The organism is Enterobacter sp. 186315, from assembly GCF_053290175.1.
Genome location: NZ_JBPTTK010000001.1, coordinates 428,651 through 449,929, shown reverse-complemented (window position 1 = coordinate 449,929; position 21,279 = coordinate 428,651). Strand labels below are relative to the sequence as shown.

The following is a 21,279-nucleotide window of genomic DNA, read 5'->3' as shown; positions in this document are numbered from 1 at the left end:
GGAATCGCGAAGCGACGATTTTCTTGCCGGGAGCCCGGGTGGTCAGGGTGGTGGCGGTGAACCACCCTGACACGTTCACAAGTAGTGTGGTGAAAGAGAAGCAAGGAACGTAAGGTGAACGGAATGACCACCAGAGCCGTATGTTCCCCTCACCCTAACCCTCTCCCCAAAGGGGAGAGGGAAATGTTAAAGCGACTCCGATGCCTTAAATCGACGTCCTGCGATAGCTCCGGTACTCCGGCATCCAGTAGTTATCGTCGATAGCCTGCTGCAACGCATCGGCAGAAGTATTCACCGCCACGCCCTGCTGCTGGGCCATCTTACCCACCGCGAAGGCGATCGCGCGGGAGACCTTCTGGATATCTTTCAGCTCCGGCAGCACCAGCCCTTCACCGTTGTTAACCAGCGGCGAGTAACCGGCCAGCGTTTCACTGGCAGACATCAGCATTTCGTCGGTAATGCGCGACGCGCCGGAGGCGATAACGCCCAGACCAATCCCCGGGAAGATGTAGGAGTTATTGCACTGGGCAATCGGGTAGAGCTTGTCTTTCCACAGTACCGGTTCGAACGGGCTGCCGGTGGCGACCAGCGCGTTACCTTCGGTCCAGGCGATGATGTCCTGCGGGGTGGCTTCGACGCGGGAGGTCGGGTTAGACAGCGGCATGACGATAGGGCGTTCGCAGTACTTGTGCATCTCGCGGATGATCTCTTCGGTGAAGAGCCCGGTCTGGCCAGACACGCCGATCAGAATATCCGGCTTCACGTTGCGCACCACGTCCAGCAGGGAGAGCACTTCGTTATCGGTATCCCAGTTTTTCAGGGTTTCGCGTTTCTGCACCAGTTTGGTCTGGAACGGCAGCAGATTCGGCATTCCGTCGGTCAGCAGGCCGAAGCGATCGACCATATAGACGCGGGAGCGGGCCAGCTCTTCGCTTAATCCTTCGCGCTGGGTCTGCGCGATGATCTGCTCGGCAATGCCGCAGCCCGCCGAGCCCGCGCCGAGGAAGACGATTTTCTGATAGCTGAGCTGGCTGCCCGCCGCGCGGCTGGCGGCAATCAGCGTACCCACGGTCACGGCGGCGGTGCCCTGAATATCGTCGTTAAAGGAGCAGATCTCATCGCGGTAGCGGTTAAGCAGCGGCATTGCGTTTTTCTGCGCAAAATCTTCGAACTGCAACAGCACGTCCGGCCAGCGGTGCTTCACGGCCTGGATGAAATCATCAACAAACTGGTAATACTCGTCGTCGGTAATACGCGGGTGACGCCAGCCCATATAAAGAGGATCGTTCAGCAACTGCTGGTTATTGGTGCCGACATCCAGCACCACCGGCAGGGTATAGGCCGGGCTGATGCCGCCGCACGCGGTATAGAGCGACAGTTTACCGATTGGGATCCCCATGCCGCCGATGCCCTGGTCGCCGAGGCCCAGAATACGTTCACCGTCGGTCACCACAATCACCTTGATGTTGTGGTTCGGCACGTTTTGCAGAATGTCGTCCATGTTGTGACGGTTCTGATAGGAGATAAACACCCCACGGGAGCGGCGGTAGATCTCGGAGAAACGTTCACAGGCCGCGCCCACCGTCGGGGTGTAGATTACCGGCATCATCTCTTCAAGATGGTTTTGCACGAGGCGGTAGAAGAGGGTTTCGTTGGTGTCCTGAATGTTGCGCAGGTAGATGTGCTTGTCGATCTCGGTTTTGAAGCCCTGGTACTGGATCCAGGCACGTTCAGCTTGTTCTTCGATAGTTTCAACCACTTCTGGCAACAGTCCCAGCAGGTTGAAGCTGCTGCGCTCTTCCATACTGAAGGCGCTGCCTTTGTTGAGCAAGGGGAATTCAAGCAGAACGGGTCCGGCGTACGGAATATATAGGGAACGATGTTTTTTCAGTTTGTTGTCCATGTCACTCACTCTTTTTTGAAGATCCGTCCCTGACGCGGCGGTTGTCATCTTTCTGGCCTGTACTGCGGGGTGGGGTCGGGCGATATTATAGAGGAGCTGAATACCAATTACCTCAACACATAAAAAAAACCCACCGGTTTTGCCGGTGGGTTGTCGATTTCGTGCGGGGACTTACTGGCCAGCGTGGCGCTTGCGCCCGGTGGCGTGTGCGATTTGCGTTTCGCTGTCGCCCTCGATCACCACTTTACGTTGGTTAGAGAGCTTGTAGTTCAGTCCCAGAATATGGCGTGCCTGACGGTTTGATTTCATATGTACTCCTCAATCCTGTTGATAGTTTTAAGGACAACTCCGCAGATGCGGACGAAATGTAACCCCTTAGGTTGCAGATCCAGCTTAGCAGGTTTTTAAAACGATGCGTTTTTCCCGCTCACAACGTAGTTAATGGTCTGCTGGTAGATGTCACTGAGGATGTCATTGTCTGTGGCTTCCAGCCAACGGGTGAGTTCCATCAAAATGTCATCTTCAGTCACAGCACCGTGTTCCGCGTGCAGACCCTGTGCGATCGCGTTAACGAGTTCAGGTTGTGCTGAGGTAGTGTGTGCCGGGTAATAAGTAAACATGGTGCCTCCGTGTCGTTATCTGTTTAGTGTTACGGCTTCCAAAAACCTAATTCATAAACAGACTCTCAAATATTTTTCTCGTTGTGGCTCAGATTCGTCCTGGAAATAAAAAGAGTATTTTTCCATAGCACAAATTTTAAATTCAGGGTTTCCAGCGACGTAAATTCGTCTTTTTTTCATAAGGCATAGGGGAAGGCCAGGAGATTAATTCGACAATACTGCCCCAGGGCGTTTGTCCGTAGCAGAAAGCATTGCCTTCACCCTTTTCATCCGGGAAGGTGAGCGGTTTCGGTTCGGTAAACATTTCGCCGCCGGCGGCGGTGAAGGCGGATATCGCCTGATTGAAATCGTCAACGTAAACAGCAAAATGCTGCAAGCCGAAGTCGCTGGCACGGGCGGGCATACCCTGTTCGGGGCCGTGCATTTCGAAGAGTTCTACGCCGGGGCCGTGCGGCATGGCGAGCATCCGGATGGCGTGAACGCGGGTGCCGGGAAATAACCGCAGCGTGTGCTGCTGGGCGTCATGGTCAATATTATCGTTCCCACTCTCTACCGAGTGATATAACACCTTCGCGCCAAAAGCCTGTTCAAAAAACAGCGTGGCAAGCTCAATGTCTGGCACCGTTAGACCAATATGATCAATTCCTCTGACTGACGACTGCATATATTTCTCCTGCTATAAAAAAATTAAATATAGCAGGAGAATTTCAGGCTATTACCACTTCATTTCGCCGGTATTCACTTTGGCGCTTAACTCCAGCGAGCTGACTTCCGCCAGATTGGGCCACTGTTTTTTCATGGTGTCGATTACGCTGGCTGAATCCTTGTGTTTATTCAGGGCCACCTCGAACTGCTGAAGATACTGGCGGGTGAAGTCGATGGCGCCTGCGCCAGCCGGAGGCGTGCCGAGATAATGACCCGGGATCACGCGCTCAGGTTTATGGGCCGCCATTGAATCCAGCGTCTGCTGCCACTGCTGACGACTTGCTTTGGTTTGCGTATCGGCGGTCCACAGGTGAATGCCCCAGGATACGCCCGTTCCCCCCAGAATGGTTTTGGCCGACGGGATCCACACGTAAGCCGCGTAGCTCTCCGGCGCCTCGATATCCACCTTTTCACCGTCAATCATAAAGGTCGTTGAGGCGATAACCTGCGGCACCACCAGCGTTGTCGGCGCGCCGTCTTTCATCTGCGGCCCCCAAAAGGCGAGCTTGGCGTCTTTGGTGGCCTTGATGTGATCAACTACGCTCTGGGTGGCAACGACTTTGGCATTCGGAAACGCCTTCACCAGCGGTTGCAGGCCGAAATAGAAATCCGGATCGCCGGAGGTGATCACAATCTTATTGAGCGTCTTACCGCTTTTGCGGATTTTCTCAACCAGCGCTTCACCGTCCTTCACGCTGAACTGCGCGTCGAACAAGACCGCTTCCGTCGGGCCGGAGACCAGCGTTGAGGAGACCGCAAAAATGCCTTTTTCCTGCGGGTTATAGGTATCCACGGTTAACGGGGCGGCGAACACGGCCGGAGTGAAAAGGGCGGTCAGGAGAGCAAGGCGGGTCAGCTTCATCATCAATTCTCATTAGTTCGGGAAAGTCTCTATTGTACGGATATCGAGATTTGCCAGAATTCCTGAAACAAGACATGCTTAGTTTCATAAATCGAGCAAATGGAGTCAGACATGGATCGCGTTATTGCTGCACAGGTCTATAACCGGATATGTGAACTGGGAAGTTTAAGCGCCGCCTCGCGCTCGCTGGGCATTTCCCGCCCGATGGTCAGCCGCTATCTGGAACAGATGGAGAAGTGGGCCGGAACCCGGCTGGTTAACCGCTCGACGCGCAAGCTGACGCTGACCGCCGCCGGGGAAAAGGTATTGCTGAAAACACGCTCGCTCTCGCAGCTCTCTCAGGAGATAGAAGGACAGTCCGCGAGCGAATTGCCCTCGGGCACGCTGAGGGTCGCCTGCGCCCATTTTACCGCTATCCAGATCATCGCCCCGGTGCTGCCGGGATTGCTGTCGCGCTACCCGCAGCTCAGGATCGAGCTGGACGTGAATAATCATCCGGTAAGCCTGGTCGGGGAGCGTATCGACGTCGCTGTCCGCATCACCGATAACCCGGAGCCGGGGATGATTGCCCGCAGGCTTGGGGAGTGCCACTCGGTCCTCTGCGCCTCGCCGCAGTATCTTGCTACCCGGGGCACCCCAGAACGCGTGGAAGATCTGGCACAGCACAACTGTCTGCACTACAGCTTTTTTGCCGGGCAGTCCTGGCGCTTCATCACGCCTGAAGGCGAGAGCCTGAGCGTGGCGGTGAGCGGAAATCTGAGCGCGAGCATGTCTTCACTGCTGATGGATGCCGCTATTCAGCATTGCGGTATTGTGATGCTCCCGGAGCAGGAGGCCCGTTCCGCGCTGGAGCAGGGGCTGCTGGTTCCCGTTTTGCCCTCGCTCATTCCAAAATCGCTGGCGATTTACGGCATTTACCAGTCACGGGACTATCAACCGGCCTCAATCAGGATGTTTCTGGATGAGCTTGCTGGTCATCTGGGCTGATGAATACGCCAGCGATTCGCCAGGAATGTTCCGTCTTCCTTATCGCCTCAGACCAGCGGACTATACTTAATCCTTTGTAAGCCAAAAGGAGAGCAATAATGACTATTCATAAGCACGGTTCGGCACACTGGTCTGGCGACATTAAACACGGCAAAGGGACGGTTTCTACCGAGAGCGGCGTCCTGAATCAACAGCCTTACGGCTTCAACACCCGCTTCGAAGGGGCGAAGGGTACTAACCCGGAAGAGCTGATTGGCGCGGCGCACGCGGCCTGTTTCTCGATGGCGCTGTCCCTGATGCTGGGTGAGGCGGGCTATACCGCGGATTCCATCGACACTACCGCCGATGTCTCGCTGGACAAAAACGACGGTGGTTTTGCCATCACTAAAGTGGCGCTGCAAAGCAAAGTGACGGTGCCGGGTATCGATCCGCAGCAGTTTGACGGCATCATTCAGAAGGCGAAAGCCGGTTGTCCGGTGTCGCAGTTGCTGAAAGCTGAAATCACCCTCGACTACACCCTGAATTAAGCCGTTAAGCCGGGCACTCGCCCGGCTTCCCCTTCAATGCCGCAGGAAATACCTCGGCCAGCCACGCTATAAACACCCTCAAACGATGCGTCAGATGCCGGTTTTGCGGATAAACCACGTGAAACGGATAGGCTGCCGGGCGCCATGCCTTAAGGATCTCCGTCATCGTCCCGTCATTGACATGCGGCTTCACCGAATAGCAGAACGTCTGAATGATACCCAGGCCCGCCACAGAAGCGGCAAGATGGGCATTGCTTTCATTAACCCCCAGATAGTGCGGCACGCCGATCTCGCGCGTTTGGCCATTCTCCCGAAAGCGGAAGGGAAACGGTCGGCCCGTTACCGGTGAGAGGTAACTGATTAGCCGGTGCCCGTTACGCAGCTCGTCAGGGTACGCCGGAACGCCGTAGGCCTTCAGATAGCCCGGCGAGGCGCAGGTCACCATTTCTGCGTCACCAATATGGCGGGCGATGAGGCTTGAGTCAGTGAGCGGGCCGCCGCGGATCACGCAGTCTACGTTGCCGCTTATCAGATCAACGGGCCGGTCGGCAACGCCCAGATCGATGCGGATATCGGGATAGCGCTGCATAAAGTCCGGCAGCAGGGGGATTAACACATCCCGCGCCGTGGAGCCGCCCACGTCAATGCGCAAGTGGCCCTTCGGCGTGCCGCTGGTCACGCGAAACGAGGCGTCGATATCTTCAATGTCGATGAGCACCCGCAGGGCTTTCTCATAATAGGCTTCGCCTTCGGGCGTGGTCACTACCCGTCGCGTGGTGCGGTGCAGCAGGCGCACCTCCAGATGCGCCTCCAGGGATTTCACCAGCTTGCTCAACGTCGCGATGGGCATGTTCAGTGAATCCGCCGCCCGGGTAAAGCTCCCGGTTTCTGCCACCCGCGTAAACGCCCGCATTGCCATTAGCCGATCCACGTTGCCTCCTGATTATTTCCCTGAGGGAATAGTCATTTTCATTTTTGCTGGTTTTTCACTAATCGAGCCAACGCTACAGTATGTTCAACGCAAGCGAAAGCCCCTTCAACCGTTTTTGCTGGCATCTAAAACCACGTAACAGAAGGTAAAGAACATGAACAACACAACGCTTTCAGAAAAAATTGCTCTGGTCACCGGCGGGAGTACGGGTATCGGTCTGGCCACCGCGCAAGAGCTGGCCGTGCAGGGCGCGAAGGTATACATTACCGGACGCCGTCAGGCTGAGCTGGACGCCGCAGTGAACAGCATTGGGCCATCGGCGGTCGGTATCCGCGCGGATGTGTCTAAACTCTCCGACCTCGATCGGGTCTACGCGCAGATTGCAAAAGAAGAAGGGCGTCTGGACATTCTGTTTGCTAACGCTGGCGGCGGTGACATGCTGCCGATCGGGGCCATTACCGAAGAGCAGTTTGACCGCATCTTTGGCACAAACGTTCGCGGCGTGCTATTTACCGTGCAAAAGGCGCTGCCTCTGCTCTCGAGCGGGTCGTCCATTATTCTGACCGGCTCGACGGTCTCTGTTAAAGGGACGGCAAACTTCAGCGTGTACAGCGCCAGCAAGGCGGCGGTAAGAAACTTTGCCCGCTCCTGGGCGCTGGATCTGCAAGGCCGTGGGATCCGCGTGAACGTGGTAAGCCCGGGCCCCGTCAAAACGCCGGGCCTGGGGGATTTAGTGCCGGAAGAGCATCGCCAGGGATTGTACGACGCGCTGGCGGCCCAGGTGCCGTTGGGTCGTCTGGGCCAGCCTCAGGAAGTGGGTAAAGCGGTGGCGTTTTTAGCCTCGGATGCCGCAAGCTTTATCAACGCCGTCGAGCTGTTCGTGGACGGCGGTATGGCGCAAATCTGATCCGGATAACGCATTTTATAACCGCCGCGTAAGTGGCGGTTTTTTTATGGCTTCGGCGCAGACCGCAGCATATTTGTTAAGATAGAGGCATCGTAATAAAGGAAAGGAACACCGGCATGGCTAACCTGCCGTGGCGCATCAGCGCGCGTCTGATGATTATTGCCAGGAAAGTAGCGTTGATACTCGGGGTAGTGCTGTTGGTGCTGCTCGCCATTCGCATTTATGCCTCGCAGAAGGGGCCGCCTCTGCATGAGTGGCATAAGTGGACGGGTAACGAAATGTCCGCCCGTGAGATCGACCGCGCCAGCTTTGCCGACTATCTCGCCACAGAGGATGCCATTTTTCGCGATATGAAGCGTCAGGTGACTGACAAAACCGAAGAGAGCGAACGCACGCCGCTCAACCGCTTTTATCGTCAGAGCCTGGTCTGGCCGGGGCAATTTTCCCCTGACGGCAACCGCTCGTTTGTGCTGATGCCCGCGGGTAAACCGCGCGGTGCGGTGGTGCTGTTGCACGGACTGACGGACTCGCCCTACAGCGTGCGGCATCTGGCGGTGGATTATCAGCAGCACGGCTTTGTCGCCGTTGTGCCGCGCCTGCCGGGGCACGGTACCGCGCCCGGCGCGCTGACGGACGTGGAGTGGGAGTCCTGGCTTGCCGTAGCGCGTCTTGGCGTAAGAGAAGCCACGCGCCTGGCGGGCAACGCGGTGCCGCTGCATCTGGTGGGCTATTCAAACGGCGGGGCGCTGGCGATGAAGTATGCCCTCGACAGCCTGGACTCGCCGCAGCTGCGCAAACCGCAGCGGCTGATCCTGCTCTCGCCGATGATTGGCGTAACGTCGTTTGCGCGCTTCGCCGGGCTGGCGGGACTGCCCGCGATGCTGCCCGCGTTTGCCAAAGCGGCGTGGCTGAACATCAACCCGGAATACAATCCCTATAAGTACAATTCGTTTCCAGTTAACGCCGCGCGTCAGTCCTGGCTGCTGACCCGGGCGCTGCAAAAACAGCTCGGTCAGGATGAAACGGCAGGTAAGCTTGCTGCGCTGCCGCCGGTGCTGGCGTTCCAGTCGGTAATGGATTCCACGGTAAGTACCCGCGCGGTGGTCACCGATCTGTTCGACAAGCTGCCTGAGAACGGCAGCGAACTGGTGGTGTTTGATATCAATCAGGCCGCGATTTTCCGGCCGCTGTTTAAACCCGCCTCCTGGACGGCGGTCTCTGAACTGCTTCCTCCTGCGGTCAGGCGTTACAGTGTCACCGTTATTACGAATGCAACCCCGAAAACATTTGATACGGTCGCGAAAACCACCCCGGCGGGGAGCATGAACACCCAGGTTACGCCGCTTTCCACCCCGTACCCGCAGGACGTCTATTCGCTTTCACACGTGGCGGTGCCGTTCCCGCCGGAAGACGATCTGTACGGCAGCCGCCCTGAAGAGAAAAACCGCTACGGCGTGAGTCTGGGAACGGTGTCGCTGTGGGGGGAAACGTCGGTGCTCAGCGTGGGGAAAGACGCGCTGATGCGGGTGACGTCGAATCCGTTTTATAGCTGGATGCAGGCGCGAATCGACGGGCAAATAGAAGGGGATGAAAAACAGTGAATGCTGGAGGGCATTAATGGATCTGAATGATATTGTCCTGTAAGTAATATAAAACCCGGCATCGGGTCGATATAAATAGTCGGCAATGATGAAGTATGCTAAACAATAGCTTATAGGCGCTTTCAACATATCAGGAACAGTTTCTGTGCTGACCACACTCATTTATCGAAGCCAGTTAAATTCATCCTGTGAATCTACTCAGCTTACCGCACTGGTTAAGCAGGCGCGCCAGCGCAACGCGCTCATGAACATCACCGGGATTTTGCTGTTTAACGGCCATGAAATCCTGCAAATCCTCGAAGGGTCGGAAGAGAGCATCGTTAAGCTTTTCCACCGCATTCGCGATGATAAGCGGCACAGCGAAGTGGTCGAACTGATGCGGGACTACGGCCCGCGCCGGCGCTTCGAAGACGTGGGGATGCTGCTTTTCGATCTGCGCGTTGAATCCCCAAAAACCGTGCTGGAGTCGGTGCTGCGCTACAGCAAGCTTGAAAGCTATCTGACCTCTGATGACCGGGTATTTAAATTCATCCAGAGTTTTATTACCCGCAAGACGCCCGCGCACGTCACGTCCTCGGCGCTAAACCCTGAAAAGTGGACGCTTGCAAAAGAGTCTTCGCCGTTTGGTCATCACATCGACGGGCTTATCGCCGGGCAAACCTGCCAGTTCGCCTTACAGCCCATCGTTGAACCTAATGAAGGGAAAATTTCCTCGCTTGAGGCGCTTATTCGCGGCAACGATGGCGGCAGTCCGGAGCATTTTTTCCAGAGTATCGATCAGGACAAAATCTACGAAGTCGATCTGCAAACCAAAGCCTGGGCCTTTGCGCTGGCGGAGAAAATTGGCCTCGGCGGGCATAAAATTGCGGTGAATCTTCTGCCGATGTCCCTGGTGAACGTGCCCGGTGCGGTGGAGTTTCTGGTGGATCAAATTAAGCTCCACGGGCTGTTACCGGAGCAGGTCATTATCGAGGTCACGGAAAACGAGATGATTTCCGGCTTTAACCAGTTCAACAGCGCTATTAAGCAACTTCGTGCGGAAGGAATCGGCCTGGCGATTGATGACTTTGGGTCTGGCTATGCCGGACTGTCGCTGCTGACCCGGTTCCAGCCGGATAAGATCAAGATTGACCGTGAAATCGTCAGCAATATTCACCTGAGCGGCCCGAAGCAGGCCATCGTGAAATCGATCGTTAGCTGCTGTACCGATCTGGAAATCACGCTGGTGGCGGAAGGGATCGAGAAGATAGAGGAGTGGTGCTGGCTGGAATCCGCCGGGATAAGGCGTTTTCAGGGCTTTTTGTTTGCCCGACCCCAGCTCAACGGCGTTGGGGATATTCACTGGCCGCACACTCTATAGCCGCAACAGATTAGCCAGCATGAATAATAACGGTTATGCTGGCTCGTTGATTTTATTATCCGCATGATTTTACACTGCTTTTTGTTTGTTTTATTTACTTAACAATCCAGTAATTTTAATTAAATAAAGATCTGAATACGCCGATAACCATAGGGAATATTTATCCCTGAGGTATCTGTCTATGTCGTTGAAAAAATCATCACTTATTATTTTGTTCGCTTTATTATTTTTCTTTGTTGTCAGCACCCTCACCAGCGTCGGGCTGATCGTTAAAAGCAATACCTCCCTCGATAACGTCAATAAAGAGATTCAGGTCGTTCTGTCGATTATTGACCCCATCAACCATAGCCGGACGCTGCGGGTCAGGGTGATGGAGTACGTCAAGATGGTTGAAGCCGGTGACGCAACGGACCAGTCGGCGAAACTCTCAGCCGTAAAAGAGGCGCTGACGAAAGCCGATAACGCCTTTGCCGCCTTTATGGCTGCTCCGCGACTGGCGGACGAAGCGCCGCTGGTCAGCGCCTATCAGGACGCCTGGCAGAACTACCGCAATCAGGGGCTGGAGCCGCTGATAACTGCCGCGCAGGCGCACGGTGTCGCCAGATTTAACGCGCTCATCCCGGTGGTGTCTCAGCTCGATCGCCAGTACGAGAGGGTGCTCGACCAGGTGCTGAACGTGCATCAGAAATATGCCAAAAGCCTGAATGAGGATGCGCACAGCCACTTTGTCTCAGGGCTGGTTATTGTTGCCGCTATTGCCCTGCTGTTTGTGGTGGTGATTATTGTGGTCAGTATGCTGATGACGCGTCTGGTGTTTGCGCCGATCAACCTTGCGCGTGAGCATTGCAGCCAAATCGCGGCGGGTAAACTGAGTATTCCGGTTCCCGTAAAAGGCAGCGCCGGGAATGAGATTGACCACCTGATGGGATCGATGGAGCAGATGCGTCAGGCGCTGCTGTCGACCATCTCTCAGGTGCGGGATGCCAGCCATACGGTAACCCATGCGGCGCAGGAGATTGCCTCGGGCAATATCGATCTGGCTTCGCGTACCGAGCAGCAGGCCTCCGCGCTGACCCAGACCGCCGCCAGCATGGAAGAGCTGAGTGCGACCGTGGCGAATAACACTGATAACGTGCATCAGGCAGGCAAGCTTGTGCAGGACGCGGTGAAAAACGCCCATACCGGGGAAGCCGTGACGCGCGAAGTGATCGACACCATGAATACCATCGCCGCGAACTCGAAGCGTATCGAAGATATCACCAGCGTCATTAACAGCATCGCTTTCCAGACCAATATTCTGGCGCTGAACGCTGCCGTCGAAGCGGCCCGCGCCGGTACGCAGGGGCGTGGATTTGCGGTCGTCGCGAGCGAAGTGCGCACCCTGGCGCAGAAAAGCGCTGTAGCCGCGAAGGATATCGAAAACCTGATTGCCCAGTCCGTTATGAGCGTGAAAAACGGCGCCGAGCTGGTTAACCGTTCCGGGGATGTTATCAATGCGATCATCACTTCGGTGAATAAAGTGAATACGCTGATGGAGCAGATCTCGGTGGCCTCGGAAGAGCAAAGCCGCGGCATCGGCCAGGTTGGACAGGCGGTAACCGAGATGGATGGCGTGACGCAGCAGAACGCCGCCCTGGTGCAGCAGTCCGCCGCTGCGGCCGCCTCGCTGGAGGAACAGGCGCAGCATCTTACCCGGAGTATTTCGAGTTTTAGCCTGCCCGCCCGTGCGTAAAAAGTGAAAGGCTCCGCAAGGGGCCTTTTTTTCATTCATTCGTTTTAATGATATGGTCCGTCATGCGCTGAAAAATCAGGCCCCGCTCATTATGGAGATCAAGATGAAAAAATTACTGTTACTTTCCCTGTTGGCAATAGCGGGACGCGCGATATCGGCAGAGGCGGTGCCTGAAGTGATTAAGAATTTTGGCGAACAGCAGGGTATTAAGATCGTTAAGAAGATCGACGCGCCCGGCGGGGCCCCCGCATGGCTGGGACAGTATCAGGATATGGGCGTTACGCTGTTTCTAACGCCCGACGGCAAGCATGTGATTTCCGGCTATCTGTATGACGACAAGGGGAAGAACCTGAGCGAAGCGGTTTTCCAGAAAGAGATTTATATTCCGCTGGGCAGAGAGATGTGGAAATCGCTTAACGCCGCGCATCCGCTGAAAGAGGGCGCAGATAACGCGCCGCGCAAAGTGTTCGTTTTTGCCGATCCGTTCTGCCCGTACTGCAAAGCCTTCTGGTCCGAGGCGCAGCCCTGGGTTAAGGCCGGAAAAGTGCAGCTCAACACGCTGCTGGTGGCCTTCCTCAACCCGCAAAGCGGGCCCTATGCGTCGGCTATCCTGAACGCGAAAGATCCGGTCAGCGCCTGGCGGGAGTATGAGCTTTCCGGCGGTAAAACGCTGCCGAAAAACCCTGGCGATACGCCGCGCTCGACCTTCGCTATTTTGCAGCAGCATCAGAAGCTGATGGACTCGCTGGGGGCGAACGCCACGCCCGCGATCTATTATCTGAACGCGCAAAGCGAGCTTCAGCAGGTAGTAGGGAAACCGGACGAGAAACAGTTAACGGAGATGTTTGGGCCGAAACCCTGAGAAAAAAGGGCAGAAACAGTGCGTTTCTGCCCGTCTGTTTAGCTGCCCCAGCGGTTTCTGAGGTAGCTTACCGCGTCCTGCGTCTGCGGCTTATTGAGGTAATCTTCGCGGAAGAGGATGGTGCCGCTCACGCCAGGCAGGGACTCGTTTAAATCCAGCTGCTTTTTCAGCTCCGGCACGCCGCCGTTCATCGTCCAGTCCGGCTCCATTTTGGACGGCTCGCCCACCTTATAGAACGCAATGCCGATATACAGCCGCGTGTGCGTAGGCTTCACCACGTCAGCCCACCATTTTGTCAGCACGTCATAGCGCGCCGCGCTGCGGGAGAAGGGCCAGTAAATTTGTGGCGCAATGTAGTCCAGCAGGCCCTGCTGCACCCACTGACGCGTATCCGCGAAAGACTCGTCGTAAGCCGCTGCGCCGCGCGTGTCTGACCCGGCGGGATCAAACGAACGGTTTCGCCAGACGCCCGCCGGGCTGACGCCAAACTCAACGTTGGGTTTTTGCTGTTTGATCGCTTTAGAAACCTGCGCAATCAGCTGCTGCGTATTGTGTCTGCGCCAGTCAGCCTTAGAGGCAAACCCCGCGCCGTAACGCCGGAAGGTCTGGTTGTCGTTCAGCGCTGAACCGCGCGTTTCGGTATAGAAGTAGTCATCAAACTGGACGCCGTCTATCGCGTAGTTGGCGACGACCTCGGTCACGACCGCGGTTATCCAGTCGCGCACCTCCGGGATCCCCGGGTCGAGCACAAACCGATCGCCCGAGGTGCGTATCCATTCAGGGTGTTGCACATAGACGCTGGACGGGTGCTGGTAGAGCGTTCTGTTGAGCGCGGCGACGGTCGACGGCTTGATGTTGGTTGATACGCGGTAAGGGTTGAACCAGGCGTGAACCTTCATCCCGCGCCTGTGCGCTTCATCAAGCATAAATTGCAGCGGATCGTAACCCGGATATTCGCCAATCGTGCCCGTCATCATATCTGACCACGGCAGGATTTTAGACGCCCATAGCGCGGTAGCGTCGGGTTTGACCTGGAAGAAGACGGTGTTAATGCCGAGGCTTTTGAGATTATCGAGCTTGTCCTTCAGCGCCTGCTTTTGCAGGTTAATACGCACGTCAGGGCTGCTGACGTTCACGGATGACACGGGTGGCCAGTCGAGGCGCGAAACTGTCGCCAGCCAGATGCCGCGCATCGGTTCGTTAGTCTGCTGGCCGGGTTGACTCACCGGAGGCAGAGGGGTGACGAGTGATTTGGGTGGTTTTGAAGCGCAACTAACAAGTAAAAGCGCGCAGCCAACGAGCGCACCAGTCCTTTTTACGTGTCGTGACATTGATTTATTAGCTCTTAGTAAACCGACTATTTGCCCAGGGGTTAAAGGCGGGAACATCCGTTTCATCGGCGGCACTGTCTTCCAGAGAATCCAGATATAACGCTTCCACTTCTGCACGCGCCCAGGGAGTCCTGCGTAAGAATTTTAGACTCGATTTGACGCTTGGATCGTTTTTAAAGCAGTTAATCTTGATTCGCTTACTCAGTTCATCCCAGCCATAGCGGGCAACCAGCGCGTTGACTTGCATCTCCAGCGTTACGCCATGTAAAGGATCCTTAGAAGTATGTGCTGTCATGTTGCGTCCGGTTATCTCTTGTTTTTGGTAAGGATTAAGCGGTCAAAGGTTACAAGAAAGGCGGGAGGGCGGCAATGTAAATGCGCGTGTGTATCCATGCAGGGTAAAACAGTGATAAAGGGTAGTAGAAAATGGCTAACTACTGTGCTTTTATCAGCCGGAAAAATAAAAATATTAAGGCGTTAGCTATGAGTCGTTTTATTGGTATGCACGATCTACCCCCTTTATTACATGCAGCAAATCACTGGAAAAAAGCGTGTTTATTAAACAATGGGTCTGTATTTAGCGAACGCCAGCTATGGACGCCCAAAAACCTGACTCTCATCGAGAAGCTGTTTGTTAATAATCCTGATGAAGGAGATAATACTTTTTTTGAGAAACTTAAAGAACAGTTAGTTTTCAACTGCTTTTGAAACAAACGCCAGGTATTGCCTGGCGTAAACGCTTATTTATCCACGCCGAAGCCTTGCTTAAGCAGCGCAGGGAGGACGTCCGGGAAGTAGATGTGCTTGTAGTACCCGCTCACGCTTTCGCTCCAGGTCTCACCGTCGTTACGGTTGATGGATTGCCAGTGATCGGTCATCTGCTGATTGTAGTGCGCGATTTTCTCTTCCAGCCCATCCGCAACATAGGCTTCGTCGTGACGGAAGGTGTCGAGCGGAAGACGCGGTTTGTGATGGGAAGGAACATCAACGTGGCCAATCACCACGCCTGCGACCGGGAAGGTGTTTTCCGGCAGGTTGAGCAGTTCAATCATCGCCTCGGGATGTAAGCGAATACCGCCAATCGGCACGATCCCCAACCCTTCAGAGCGGGCTGCCGCCATCACCGAGCCAAGCGCGATACCCACGTCCGTCGCGCCCGCAACGATACTTTCGATGCTCTGGTGCGCGACCTGCTCGTTTCCGGCGAGCTTCATGCCCACCTGCGTTTTATACATATCCAGCACGAAGGTGATAAACACCGGTGCTTTGGCAATCCACGGCTGCCCGCCCGCGATTTGAGAAATCTGCGCACGTTTTTGTGCATCACGCGTAACAATAACCGAGACCTGCTGAGAATGGACAGAGGTCGGTGCGCGGTAGGCGGTACTGATAATTCGTTCAAGCGTAGCGTCATCAATGGCTTTATCGGTAAAGCTACGCTCGCTTTTATGGTCGTTGAAAAGATCAATGATAGTGTTCATGGCATCTCCGGTGTGAATCGTAAAATCCTGACAGGCCAGCGATTGTTTGTCATTAACACTCTTTGCGATATCTTTCGGGCTGCACGCTTTAGTATTTCAAAAATGAACGTCGCGCCGCCTCCAGGTCTGCTAGCGTATCGATATCCTGCGTAATCCCCCGATCCGCGAGCATGAGATCCTTAACCTCACCCCGATGCCGTGCGGCTTTCACAATATCGCGCGCGCCCGTGTCGCCGCTAAGCGCCTGTAACTTTTCACGATACTCCCGGCGAAACGCCACCGGATGCCCCTGCTGGTGGTCAAAACAGGGAACCACGACAGGATTTTCCGAAAGCGCGTCGGCTACGCGCTGCAAGGAGTGCGGCTGAACTAGCGGCAGATCGGCCGGGAGGACCAGCCATCCCGATGCGTCTGAGGTGGCGTGAACGCCAAGCGAGATTGACTCGCCCATTCCGCCCGTACCCCCCACGGGGTTGACCAGATGCCACGCCAGCCCGGCGCTATCGACGGCGTGAATAACGTGCTCCAGCACGCTCTTATCGCCAAGCCGGGCGGCCAACTTATGCGTTTTGCCGCCGGAGGCGAGGAACCGTTCTCCTCGTCCGGCGGCCAGAATCAGGACCACGGGGGAGGGCGTCATTCCTCCTGCTGCCTTAAACGCACGGCGGCGATATCGGCCAGCACCGACAGCGCCAGCGTCTTCGCATCCCGGGCTTTCGGAAAGATCCCGATCGGCGCTTTGATCTGGTCGATCTCGCTTTGCTGCCAGCCCAGTTCCCTGAGCTTTTCCTGACGTTTAGCGTGCGTGCGTTGGCTGCCCAGCGCGCCAATATAGAACGGTTGCGCACCGCGAGCGGCCTGAAGCACGGGCAATTCGCGGTTGAGGTCGTGACTCAGCAGCACTACCGCCGTGTCAGAGTCTATGTCTGGCGTGCTGGTCGCCGGAAAACCCTCGACGGTGTGAACGTCATACCCGGTGGCCGATGCCAGAGCGGCCGTGGCATGCGCTTCAATAGAACGCCCAAAGACGATAAGCCTGACGCAGGGCTGAAACATTACGTTAAAACACTCACGATCCCAGCCGGTCTTAAGGTTACCGGACAGGCAGGAGAGGGTCTTCGCCAGCGGATCGTAACGCAATACCGCCGATTTTCGCTGCTCAAGGCAGTTCAGCACGCTCAGCAACGGCTGGGGCGAATGCAGCCTGTGGAGCGCAAGAGTGATTCCGCCACCGCAGGGCAGGACGATATCGAACCACAGCGATCCTTCGCCGTATTTGATCTCGCGATCCTGACCTGACTCCATCACCGCCAGGGCTTCAAAGGAGGCGGCGGCTTCGACACAGCCGCCCGACACAAAACCGCAGTAGCGGCCATCATCGCGCACCGCCATCTGTGCCCCGAGCGGGCGCGACGCGCCGCCGCGGATCTCAACCAGCGTTACCAGAACCACCCCGTGACCGGACATCATCGCATCGGTGGCAAAGCGCAGTATTTCCCGGCTGTCGTCCGTGCAAAACGCCTGTTCCGGCATGCAAAGCTTTTCGTCAGACAGCTCCAGTAAAGAGTCGGCCATCGCTTCTCCTTAAACCACTTCCGGCAGCGCCGCGAGCAGCTTGTCCAGCGTGATGGGGTAATCCCTGACCCGGACGCCCGTGGCGTTGTATACCGCGTTGGCAATCGCGGCGCTGACCCCGCACAGGCCCAGCTCGCCGACGCCTTTGGCTTTCATCGGTGAGGAGATCGGATCGGTATCATCGAGGAAAATTACTTCCTGTTCGGGAATATCCGCATGAACCGGCACCTCGTAGCTCGCCATGTCGTGATTGACGAAATAGCCCAGACGAGTGTCAACGGCCAGCTCCTCCATCAGCGCGGCACCAATGCCCATCGTCATAGCGCCAATCACCTGGCTGCGTGCGGTTTTCGGGTTAAGAATACGTCCCGCCGCACACACCGCGAGCATACGTCGTATCCGAACTTCACCCGTCGCATGATGAACGCCCACTTCAATGAAGTGTCCGGCAAAGGTCGACTGCTGGTATTTCTCGCTGAGATCCCCGAACTCGATGCTGTCTTCTGCCGTGAGGGTGCCGTTTTTTGCCGCCTCGCCGATCGGCGCGCTGCGCGTGCCGTCGGTGATTTTGCCGTCGGTAAACTCAGCCTGATTAGCGTCAAACCCTAGCTGCGCGGCAATGCTTTCGCGCAGCTTGACGCACGCGGCGTAAACCCCGGCCGTGGACGTGTTCGCGCCCCACTGGCCACCGGAGCCGGCAGATACCGGGAACGTGGAATCACCGAGCCGCACGTCGACGTTTTCCAGCGGCAGGCCGAGCATTTCCGCCGCCGTCTGGGCAATAATGGTGTAGCTCCCGGTGCCGATATCGGTCATGTCCGTTTCAACAACCACGTTCCCGTTCACGTCGAGATGCACGCGCGCCCCGGATTTTTCGACGAGGTTATTACGAAAACCCGCCGCCACGCCGATACCCACAAGCCATTCGCCGTCCCGCACTTGCCCTGGTGTGGCGTTACGTTGTTTCCAGCCGAACTTATCGGCGCCGGTGCGCAGGCATTCAATCAGCTGGCGACGGGAGAAGGGGCGCTCCGGATTGGCCGGATCGACCTGAGTATCGTTGAGGATCCTGAACTCGACCGGGTCGATACCGGCTTTTTCCGCCAGTTCGTCAATGGCAATTTCCAGCACCATCAGCCCAGGCGCTTCACCTGGCGCGCGCATAGAATTTCCCTCAGGCAGATCGAGCGTTGCCAGCCGCACGCCGGTATGGCGATGTTCTCCCGCGTAGAGCAATTCTGATTGTTGCACCGCCGGTTCTGGCGTGCCGCCGGGCAGGTTGCCGGACCAGCTCTCATGGGAGATCGCGGTAATTTTCCCGCGCTTATCGGTGCCGATACGAACGTGCTGGAGCGTAGCCGGACGGTGGGTGGTGTTATTAGGGATAACAGGGCGGGGCAGCATCACTTTCACCGCGCGTTTGACGGCACGGGCGCCAAGGGCGGCCAGCAGCGCGTCGCTTCGTAAAAACAGCTTGCCGCCAAACCCGCCGCCGATATACGGCGAGATGATCCGCACGTTATCGGTGGGGATCTTGAGCGTTTTCGCCAGGTCTGTGCGACACCAGTCAATCATCTGATTTGACGTCCAGACGGTGACCTTTTCGCCTTCCCACATGGCCATCGAGGCGTGAGGCTCCATCGCCATATGGCTCTGGTCGGGCGTGGTGTAGGTCGCGTCCAGCTTGACCGCGGCGGCGGAGAAGGCCGCGTCAAAATCACCAACGTTCTTGTCAGGAGTATCCTCCGGCGGCTGATTAACCGTGGGCTTTTCCTCTTCCAGAGAATAAGCGCCTTGCTCGCGTCGATACTGTACCTGTACCAGCGACGCCGCCGCGCGGGCCTGCTCGAAGGTCTCGGCAACGACCAGCGCCACCGCCTGATGGTAGTGTTCAATCTCGGTGCCCGCTAATAATCTGGCGGTGTTCTTGTCACCTTTGCCCAGCGCCCCGGCATTCGCGGCGGTGATGACCGCCAGTACGCCCGGTGCTTTTTGCGCCGCCTCTGTTTCAATCGAGGTGATTCGACCTTTCGCGATGGCGGAACCCACCACATAGCCGTAGGCCACGTTCGGCGCGTTTTCATGCCATTCGTACGCGTAATGCGCTTTGCCCGTGGTCTTCAGCGGCCCGTCGACACGATCGTGTGGACGGCCAACAACCTTGAGCCGATCGATTGGGTTTTCACCTGCGGGTTTATCAAATTTCATGCCTCGGCCCTCGCTTCTGACAGTACGGAGGCAAGCGTTCGCTTCGCCAGGAGTAGTTTGAAACTGTTTTCGGGAGTAGGGTGCGCGTCGGCAAAGAGGGCGTCATAGACCGCCTGCGCGCCGTGCGGCACCTGCGCATCCGCGGCGTCGATTCGCCAGGGTTTGTGCGCCACGCCGCCCACCGCCACGCGGCCCGTACCGTCCGGCAGGACAATCGCGGCAACGGAGACCAGGGCAAACGCGTAAGAGGCGCGATCGCGAACCTTCCGATAAATGTGCGTCCCGCCGGTTGGTGCAGGCAGCGTTACGGCGACGATCAGTTCACCGGGCGTGAGAACGGTTTCAATGTGCGGAGTCTTGCCCGGGGCGCGATAGAAGTCGGCGAGGGGGATTTTGCGCTCTTTACCCTCGGGCGTGACGGTTTCGACGACCGCATCCAGCAGGCGCATCGCCACGGGCATGTCGCCCGGATGGGTAGCAATGCAGGCTTCGCTTGCGCCCACTACCGCCAGCTGGCGGCTATATCCCTCAAGCGCGGCACAGCCGCTGCCGGGCAGCCGTTTGTTGCAGGGCTGGTTGGTGTCGTAGAAGTAGGGGCAGCGGGTCCGCTGAAGCAGATTTCCTGCCGTGGTTGCCTGGTTGCGTAACTGGCCGGACGCACCGGCGAGAAGCGCGCGAGAAAGAACGGCATAATGGCGACGCACCCGCTCGTTGGCGGCTAAATCGGTGTTACGCACCAGCGCGCCGATACGCAGTCCGCCATCGTCGGTCTCTTCGATCTTATCCAGGCCCAGGCCGTTCACGTCAATAAGATGGGTGGGCGACTCGATTTCAAGCTTCATCAGGTCGAGCAAATTGGTGCCGCCCGCGATGAATTTTGCGCCCGGCGCGCGCTGGGCGCTGGCTGCCGCTTCGACGGGGGAGTTTACACGTTCGTAAGTAAACGCTTTCATGATTGCACATCCTCCGCGACGTCTTCGATAGCTGCCAGGATGTTGGCATAGGCGCCGCAGCGGCAGATGTTGCCGCTCATGCGTTCGCGGATCTCATTGGCATTCATTTCCGGCGAGGAAACGAGGTCAAGGGTGACGTGACTCGGGATACCGTCCTTTATTTCCTGCAACACGGCCACCGACGAGCAGATTTGCCCGGAGGTGCAGTAACCGCACTGGAAACCGTCGTGCTTGATAAAGGCGGCCTGCATCGGATGAAGGTTTTCAGGCGAGCCGAGTCCTTCAACCGTGGTGATGTCCGCGTCCTGATGCATTACGGCAAGCGTCAGGCAGGCGTTAAGCCGGCGACCGTCAACCAGCACCGTACAGGCGCCGCATTGACCATGATCGCAGCCTTTTTTTGTCCCGGTCAGATGCAGTTTTTCACGCAGCGCATCCAGTAGCGTGGTTCGGGTATCGACCTCAAGCTGACGGCTTTCGCCGTTAACCTTTAGCGTCAACGGCATCATTTCAGGGGCTGGCGTGGTAGCGTTTTCTCGTGCGGCCAGCGCCGATGAGTGAGGATAGATAGCGGCCGTCGCCGCAGTAGCCGCGCTCACTTTAATCAGATCGCGACGGGTCAGGCTTAAATCGTGCTGCTCGCCATGTCCGGCACGATCGTCCCGTGGGTATTCGCCTTGGTTGCTCATGCCAGGCCTCCAGTATTCAAAAGGGAAAATAAAAAGGATTTTGTG

At 56.8% G+C, this 21,279-nt stretch carries 22 protein-coding genes; 8 read left to right on the top strand and 14 right to left on the bottom strand.

Going from position 1 to position 21,279, the window contains the following annotated elements; all coding sequences use genetic code 11:
* Positions 1–205: 205 nt before the first annotated feature.
* From ACSVHP_RS02195 to ACSVHP_RS02175, 5 genes are all read right to left on the bottom strand, one after another.
* The gene (locus ACSVHP_RS02195) at positions 206–1,903 is read right to left on the bottom strand and encodes an NAD-dependent malic enzyme (protein ID WP_447550840.1); all 1,698 of its coding nucleotides are present in this window, start codon (positions 1,901–1,903) and stop codon (positions 206–208) included.
* A 171-nt stretch (positions 1,904–2,074) separates the two neighbouring features.
* Positions 2,075–2,212 (bottom strand): stationary-phase-induced ribosome-associated protein, encoded by a 138-nt coding sequence (sra, locus tag ACSVHP_RS02190; protein ID WP_234674659.1) that lies wholly within the window; start codon positions 2,210–2,212, stop codon positions 2,075–2,077.
* A gap of 95 nt (positions 2,213–2,307) precedes the next feature.
* Positions 2,308–2,523, bottom strand: coding sequence for a biofilm-dependent modulation protein (gene bdm, locus ACSVHP_RS02185; protein ID WP_234674658.1), 216 nt, complete (start codon positions 2,521–2,523; stop codon positions 2,308–2,310).
* A gap of 142 nt (positions 2,524–2,665) precedes the next feature.
* On the bottom strand, positions 2,666–3,187 hold the full coding sequence (locus tag ACSVHP_RS02180; RefSeq protein WP_447550839.1) for a VOC family protein: 522 nt from the start codon (positions 3,185–3,187) through the stop codon (positions 2,666–2,668).
* Positions 3,188–3,238: 51 nt separating this feature from the next.
* Positions 3,239–4,090, bottom strand: a complete 852-nt coding sequence (locus ACSVHP_RS02175) for a Vmh family MBL fold metallo-hydrolase (protein WP_447550870.1) — start codon at positions 4,088–4,090, stop codon at positions 3,239–3,241.
* Between the two features lie 111 nt (positions 4,091–4,201).
* Between ACSVHP_RS02175 and ACSVHP_RS02170 the strand changes: the two genes are divergently transcribed.
* Both ACSVHP_RS02170 and ACSVHP_RS02165 read left to right on the top strand, forming a co-directional pair.
* On the top strand, positions 4,202–5,077 hold the full coding sequence (locus tag ACSVHP_RS02170) for a LysR family transcriptional regulator (protein WP_447550838.1): 876 nt from the start codon (positions 4,202–4,204) through the stop codon (positions 5,075–5,077).
* A gap of 98 nt (positions 5,078–5,175) precedes the next feature.
* Positions 5,176–5,604 (top strand): OsmC family protein, encoded by a 429-nt coding sequence (locus tag ACSVHP_RS02165; RefSeq protein ID WP_234674655.1) that lies wholly within the window; start codon positions 5,176–5,178, stop codon positions 5,602–5,604.
* Positions 5,605–5,608: 4 nt separating this feature from the next.
* On the opposite strand, the gene ACSVHP_RS02160 is transcribed toward ACSVHP_RS02165, so the two are convergent.
* Positions 5,609–6,535 (bottom strand): LysR family transcriptional regulator, encoded by a 927-nt coding sequence (locus ACSVHP_RS02160; protein WP_447550837.1) that lies wholly within the window; start codon positions 6,533–6,535, stop codon positions 5,609–5,611.
* Positions 6,536–6,689: 154 nt separating this feature from the next.
* On the opposite strand from ACSVHP_RS02160, the gene ACSVHP_RS02155 reads away from it, so the two are divergent.
* The 5 genes from ACSVHP_RS02155 (at position 6,690) to dsbG (ending at position 12,997) form a co-directional block, all read left to right on the top strand.
* A complete protein-coding gene (locus ACSVHP_RS02155) occupies positions 6,690–7,442 on the top strand; it encodes an SDR family NAD(P)-dependent oxidoreductase (protein WP_447550836.1) in 753 nt (250 codons plus the stop codon).
* Between the two features lie 116 nt (positions 7,443–7,558).
* Positions 7,559–9,043 carry an alpha/beta hydrolase gene (locus ACSVHP_RS02150; protein WP_447550835.1) on the top strand — a complete coding sequence of 495 codons (1,485 nt, stop codon included), beginning with the start codon at positions 7,559–7,561 and terminating at the stop codon, positions 9,041–9,043.
* A 145-nt stretch (positions 9,044–9,188) separates the two neighbouring features.
* On the top strand, positions 9,189–10,403 hold the full coding sequence (locus ACSVHP_RS02145; protein WP_447550834.1) for a diguanylate phosphodiesterase: 1,215 nt from the start codon (positions 9,189–9,191) through the stop codon (positions 10,401–10,403).
* A 181-nt stretch (positions 10,404–10,584) separates the two neighbouring features.
* Positions 10,585–12,135: a methyl-accepting chemotaxis protein gene (locus tag ACSVHP_RS02140; RefSeq protein ID WP_447550833.1), complete on the top strand. Its 1,551-nt coding sequence runs from the start codon at positions 10,585–10,587 to the stop codon at positions 12,133–12,135.
* Between the two features lie 103 nt (positions 12,136–12,238).
* Complete coding sequence (dsbG, locus tag ACSVHP_RS02135; RefSeq protein WP_447550832.1) at positions 12,239–12,997, top strand: thiol:disulfide interchange protein DsbG; 759 nt, start codon at positions 12,239–12,241, stop codon at positions 12,995–12,997.
* Positions 12,998–13,035: 38 nt separating this feature from the next.
* On the opposite strand, the gene ACSVHP_RS02130 is transcribed toward dsbG, so the two are convergent.
* Positions 13,036–14,328: a glycoside hydrolase family 10 protein gene (locus tag ACSVHP_RS02130; RefSeq protein ID WP_447550831.1), complete on the bottom strand. Its 1,293-nt coding sequence runs from the start codon at positions 14,326–14,328 to the stop codon at positions 13,036–13,038.
* A 7-nt stretch (positions 14,329–14,335) separates the two neighbouring features.
* Positions 14,336–14,623: a VF530 family protein gene (locus ACSVHP_RS02125; protein WP_234675081.1), complete on the bottom strand. Its 288-nt coding sequence runs from the start codon at positions 14,621–14,623 to the stop codon at positions 14,336–14,338.
* A gap of 131 nt (positions 14,624–14,754) precedes the next feature.
* Between ACSVHP_RS02125 and ACSVHP_RS02120 the strand changes: the two genes are divergently transcribed.
* Entirely contained in the window at positions 14,755–15,036 is a 282-nt protein-coding gene (locus tag ACSVHP_RS02120; protein WP_447550830.1) for a hypothetical protein, read from the top strand.
* Positions 15,037–15,068: 32 nt separating this feature from the next.
* On the opposite strand, the gene ACSVHP_RS02115 is transcribed toward ACSVHP_RS02120, so the two are convergent.
* The 6 genes from ACSVHP_RS02115 to paoA all read right to left on the bottom strand — a co-directional run bounded on the left by ACSVHP_RS02115 (position 15,069) and on the right by paoA (position 21,234).
* Positions 15,069–15,809, bottom strand: a complete 741-nt coding sequence (locus tag ACSVHP_RS02115) for an NADPH-dependent oxidoreductase (protein WP_447550829.1) — start codon at positions 15,807–15,809, stop codon at positions 15,069–15,071.
* 88 nt (positions 15,810–15,897) lie between these two features.
* The gene (locus ACSVHP_RS02110) at positions 15,898–16,449 is read right to left on the bottom strand and encodes a nucleotidyltransferase family protein (RefSeq protein WP_447550828.1); all 552 of its coding nucleotides are present in this window, start codon (positions 16,447–16,449) and stop codon (positions 15,898–15,900) included.
* Positions 16,446–17,384, bottom strand: a complete 939-nt coding sequence (locus ACSVHP_RS02105) for an XdhC family protein (protein ID WP_447550827.1) — start codon at positions 17,382–17,384, stop codon at positions 16,446–16,448. Before ACSVHP_RS02105 ends, ACSVHP_RS02110 begins: the two co-directional genes overlap by 4 nt.
* A 9-nt stretch (positions 17,385–17,393) precedes the next feature.
* On the bottom strand, positions 17,394–19,592 hold the full coding sequence (gene paoC, locus ACSVHP_RS02100; protein ID WP_447550826.1) for an aldehyde oxidoreductase molybdenum-binding subunit PaoC: 2,199 nt from the start codon (positions 19,590–19,592) through the stop codon (positions 17,394–17,396).
* A complete protein-coding gene (locus ACSVHP_RS02095) occupies positions 19,589–20,545 on the bottom strand; it encodes an FAD binding domain-containing protein (protein ID WP_447550825.1) in 957 nt (318 codons plus the stop codon). The genes paoC and ACSVHP_RS02095 overlap by 4 nt, the downstream gene beginning before the upstream one ends.
* Positions 20,542–21,234, bottom strand: a complete 693-nt coding sequence (gene paoA, locus ACSVHP_RS02090) for an aldehyde dehydrogenase iron-sulfur subunit PaoA (RefSeq protein ID WP_447550824.1) — start codon at positions 21,232–21,234, stop codon at positions 20,542–20,544. Before paoA ends, ACSVHP_RS02095 begins: the two co-directional genes overlap by 4 nt.
* Positions 21,235–21,279: the final 45 nt, after the last annotated feature.